The organism is Actinomycetota bacterium (assembly GCA_030682655.1).
Taxonomy (GTDB): Bacteria; Actinomycetota; Coriobacteriia; order Anaerosomatales; family JAUXNU01; genus JAUXNU01.
In genome coordinates, this window is sequence record JAUXNU010000087.1 from 1 (window position 1) to 4,698 (window position 4,698).

General features: G+C 65.8%; 6 protein-coding genes. All 6 read right to left on the reverse strand.

Translation table 11 applies throughout. From position 1 onward, the window contains the following. Window positions 1-889: hypothetical protein (locus tag Q8K99_05035; protein ID MDP2181919.1), on the reverse strand; the 889-nt coding region annotated here is incomplete at its 3' end. Between the two features lie 10 nt (window positions 890-899). Next, window positions 900-2,768 carry a DUF87 domain-containing protein gene (locus Q8K99_05040; GenBank protein MDP2181920.1) on the reverse strand — a complete coding sequence of 623 codons (1,869 nt, stop codon included), beginning with the start codon at window positions 2,766-2,768 and terminating at the stop codon, window positions 900-902. A 17-nt stretch (window positions 2,769-2,785) separates the two neighbouring features. Beyond that, complete coding sequence (locus Q8K99_05045) at window positions 2,786-3,400, reverse strand: hypothetical protein (protein ID MDP2181921.1); 615 nt, start codon at window positions 3,398-3,400, stop codon at window positions 2,786-2,788. Then, complete coding sequence (locus Q8K99_05050; protein MDP2181922.1) at window positions 3,387-3,737, reverse strand: hypothetical protein; 351 nt, start codon at window positions 3,735-3,737, stop codon at window positions 3,387-3,389. Before Q8K99_05050 ends, Q8K99_05045 begins: the two co-directional genes overlap by 14 nt. 12 nt (window positions 3,738-3,749) lie before the next feature. Beyond that, on the reverse strand, window positions 3,750-3,983 hold the full coding sequence (locus Q8K99_05055) for a hypothetical protein (protein MDP2181923.1): 234 nt from the start codon (window positions 3,981-3,983) through the stop codon (window positions 3,750-3,752). 2 nt (window positions 3,984-3,985) lie between these two features. Next, window positions 3,986-4,698, reverse strand: a 713-nt coding sequence (locus Q8K99_05060) for a DUF6045 family protein (GenBank protein MDP2181924.1), incomplete at its 5' end; no start/stop codon positions are given.

The window sequence follows — 4,698 nt, forward strand, 5'->3', positions numbered from 1 at the left end:
GGATCTGCGACAGACTCACGCTCGTGCCGAGGCTGTTCCACATCCCGGACGTTGTGCCCCGGCCTGAGAAGTTGGCGTAGCGCCACATGATCCAGTCCGCGAGACCGGAACAGTCGAACGTGTCTGGGCCGGTTGCCCCCCAGACGTACGGACACCCGAGGACGGACAGGGCGAGCCGCACCGGCGGGAAGTTGACCGCGACGCCTGCCTTGTCGAGCTCGCCCAGCACCTCAGGGGTGAGTGCCGTCGCACCGGGGCCACCTGCACCGTTGAGCCCGGAGGCATCCAGCACCTGCCCGTTCTCGTCGAACGTGCCCAGGATGGCGAGGTAGCGCTCGGCAGCCTGCCCGGCCTCCGCGCCCGTGAACGCCGCGCCAGCCGGCGCGAGCCTCGGCGCTAGGTCGGCAATGGGCGGGTACGCGCTTGTGGCGAGCACCGTGCTCGTGCCCTCGGCTGTGTACGTGTAGGTGATCGAGGAGCGCACGAGGTCGTAGACAGCTTGAGAGTCGGCCTTCGTAAAGTCCTGGTCACACTGGATGGCCGACAGCGCCAAGAGGTAGCGCCACGTGGGCAGGTCGAGATTGGCGTCCACCGTCTTGCCGGCCGGCGCTCCGGCAGTGGCGTCGTCGATTGCGTCGTTTTGTAGCCGGTCCTCGAGATCGGCGTAGGTCTTGATCTGAGCCGCGGTCGCGGCCAGATCCGTCTGGTGCCCGAACAGGAACGACGGCACGGAGGCGGCGAACGCGCCGGCGAACGCCGTGCCCATGAAGAGCGCCGCCACAAGCGCGACCGCCACACCGACGAGCATCTTGCGCTCGACTGACTTCTTGTCGACGATTCCGCGCACGGCAGCTGTGCCGATACGCGCGATTGTGAGAGGTTCGGCCATGATGCCTCCTCTACGCCGCCGGCGCCTTCTTGCCGCTCGTCGACAGGAGCTGCACCATCTTGGGCGTGCGTTTCACGTCGAGGATGCACTTGCGCTGGCCCACCATGAGCAGGCACCGGCCGACGGCCTTGCGCGCCACGGCATCGGCCTCGGCACGCGAGAGATCGTAGAGATCCACGATGTGCGCGAGTTCGCGGCCATCAGCACCGAAGACGACCTTCGTGCTGGCGTTGTCGAGCACCGCTCGGCCCTGGCGCTCGATCGCCGGGTCGAGGAAGTCGCTCACGTTCTGCGTGGCGACCATGAGCGCACCGCCGTACTTGCGGATCCGTTTGGCGAAGTTCTTGATCGCTTCGAGCGTGGCCGGCGTCTTGGGGTCGATCGCGAGGTGCGCCTCGTCCATGACGACCAACAGATGCTCGCCGGTGTCGCGGTTCGCCTGGATCTCGCGCCACATCAACTGCGTGATGAGGTGGTACTGCGCGGCGTACGTGGACGAATCGGCCTCCTGGAGCGAGTGGGTCGAGAACACGAGCACGTCGCTACCGAGCGTGACGTTCGTCTGACCGTCCCACATGAGCCCCCGCGAGCCCTCGGTGAGGTTCTTGAAGAACAGATCGAGCCCCGCGTATGCTTCGCGCTCGCCGGCGGATGGCTCGCTGGCGGCGTGCGCGCGTGAGGCTATTTGGGTTCGCAGGTCCGACAGCGTGGGCCACTTCGTCATATGGCCCACGCTCGTGAGGTCCAGCGTCAGACCATGAGCGCGGTAGAGCTCGCGCACCTCGATTTCGAGAATCTCGCGCGCCGTGTAGTCGTCTGGCAGTTGCAGGGCGAAGAAGGTCTTCAGGAACTCCAGGTGCCGCGCCACAGGATTGAAGCGGCCCGCGTCGACCTCTTCCTCATCGTCGGCCACGGCCTCGATGGCCCACACCTCGAGCGGGTTGATCACCGTCGCGCCGCTGTTGCCAGCATCGATCCACTGGCCGTCGATCCGGGCCGACAGCGCCCTGTACTCGTCCTCCGGGTCGATGATGATGACCTTTGTGCCGGCCATGTACTCCATGAGGATGTCGAGCTTCATGAACGTGGACTTGCCACCGCCGGCGTTGCCGAGCACCACCATGTTCGCGTTGGAGCGATCGGCGAAGCCCGACGAGCCGAACCGCCAGCGGTCGATCACGACGACACCGCCTGTGGTGTCGAGCCCGTAGACCTTGCCGTACCCGTCGTTGATGCCGGCGGCCGAGAAGGGCGCGGCTGCGGCCAGTGTGCTCGAAGGCATCGGCATCGCGTAGAGCTCGTGCAGCCGCGCGGAGCGATAGCCGTAGGGGCTCGAATGCAGCATCGCATCCTTGGTCATGAACCACGGCCGCTGGGCGATGATCTGGTTCGCCGCAAGCCTGCCCTGCACTTCCTTCACGCGCGAGGTAAGTCCCTCGGCGCTCTCGGCGGTCACGATGAAGGATGCGACCGAGTCGAACATCGCCTGGTTCTCCGAGCCCGAAAGACGCAGGAGTTCTGCCGCCTGGTCCCGCTTCGCCGAGGCCTGCATGCGCTCGTACGCGCCCTTGTTCTTACTCTGGGCTTGGAAGCTCCACCCTGACAGCGAGTCCGAGACGATGCGGTTGAACTCGGCGGTGTTTCGGCGCACCGCGTCGATGTGGACGGTCACGCCGGGCAACCGAATGCGCGAGAGCCACTCGGCCGGCAGCCGAGCGGGGTACTTCGTGACCACGAGGACGGCCATGTACTGGTCGCCGAACCGGCACGAGCTCTTGTCGGAGAATTCGGCTACCACGGGTGCGATGAGCTCGCGCAGGCGCGTGTTCGGCAGGATCTGCGTGACCTGCTCGGTCACTTCGTTCTTCTTGCGGGCCATGAGCTCCTGCCCTTCTGTCAGTCGCCGATGAGCGGAGCGATGTTGAGTGACGGGTCGTCGGAGGGCAGCGTGACGGCAGGGGAGGGCAGACTGAATCGCACGAACGTGTTGATCACGTCGGCCGCGCTCATCCAGCTCGCCGATATCCCGCGCGTGCCGAGCGTGGCGATGAAGTTGCGGGCCTCTGTGAAGAGGTCGTTTCGCTGCGCGTCGGTCGCTGCTGGCGGCGTCGTGAGGATGAAGAAGAAGTCCCGCTCGGCTGCGTTGCCCGTGCTCATCAGGTCGGCCACGAACTCGATCTGGTCGGCGATGAGTGTGCGCCGGCCGCTCGTGGCGGCCCTCTCCATGAGGGTGCGCAGGTGGTTCATCTGTTCTTCGAGGTCGGCCGCGCGAGGGCCGATGTAGATCCGCACGCCCACGGTGAGTGAGTTGTACGCCGCCTGAAAAGCGTCGAAGTTCGCCGCCACACCGCCAGCGTCCTTGAGCGTCATGTCTTGCGGCTGCACCCGCAGGTGCACGGCGTAGGCGCCGTCGGTGAGCAGCGTGTAGTCGCCGGTGGTCGATCTGAGCACGTCGGACACGGGGATCAGGTCCGCCATCGTGTCGGCCGGCGGCATCTTAGGTTTGAGCATCGGTGATTCCGCCCTTCTCGATCTTGAGGTAGTAGCGCTTGGGATCGCGGACCCAGCGAAGTGAGTTCTTGAGGAAGTCGGCCACCGTCACGTCGGCGACGGAATCGGTCACAAGCCCCCAGCCGGTCATGATCCAGAGGCCCGCGGCGAGCAGCCCGACGAACACGACTCGCATGGCGATCGCCGCGACGATCGCGGCGAGAGGGGCGGTACCGAGCACGTAGTACATGTAGATCTGGTTGTGCCTTGGCACGTTGGGTGTGAGCACCTGCTTGCCGAGCGCCACGCGCGACGGGGCGAGATAGCCCTCGCGCTGCTCCTCTTCTGCTGTCGCCATGTCCAGAGCCTCCTATCGGAATAACTGAGCGATCGCGGCCAGAATGCCGCCTGATACGACGAGAGAGATCAGGGCTGCGGCCATGACCGGCCGTGCGATCGTCCACAGACTCGGCCGCGTCTCGCCGGGGGAAAGGACCGCCTTGATCGCCGATATACCGGAGCGCGCGATCGCCGAGACGCTGACCACGCCCAGGAACACCGCCGACCAACCGAGTACCGTGTTCGCTGCCGTCTGCTGGGCCACGGCTACCCCGCCCTTGCGACCGCAAGTCGGGCGAACTCGAACGTCGCCATGCGCGCCATCGAGCCCACGCCTGTCGGTGTGGCCTGGTGCGTCATCTGCGCCACGAACGCCGGCAGTGCGATCGTGCACGCCATCAGGCCGACCGTCGCGACGAACTCGTGGATGGGGTCGGTCCCGAACCCGGAGATCTTCAAGCCGGTCACAAGGCCGATGATCGTGAGGTTCAGCAGATAGAGCTGCAATGCCTGCGTGAACGCCAACGTCAGGAGCTGCCGCGTCCACGCCGCGAACAGTGAGCGGTCGGGCGAAGCGAAGTTCAGCGCCAGCACCGGTCCGATAAACACCATGATCGCGAGTTCCACCGAGCGTTTCGTGACCTGGAAGAAGATCACGATGAGCCCGATTCCGAGGAAGAGCATCACCACGGCCAAGAGGAGCTGGCCCGTCGGGTTGTTCGCGGTCAGGCCGATTGCCACGAGACGCTTCATGACCTCGGCCGCCTGCAGCTGGCTCGTGACGGCACCGGCAGCCGAGTTGGTCAGCACGTCGCTCGTGAGCTTGTTGCCGACATCGACGGCCAGCGAGACCGCGAGTGGGATCGACCAGATGAGCGCGGCAGCACCAGCGGCGCGGATGAGCACCGAGTCGAGCGGGTCGCTGTCCTCGCCGGAGAGCTGCAGGATGTAGCGCGAGTACACGTCGAGCCCGACCTTCA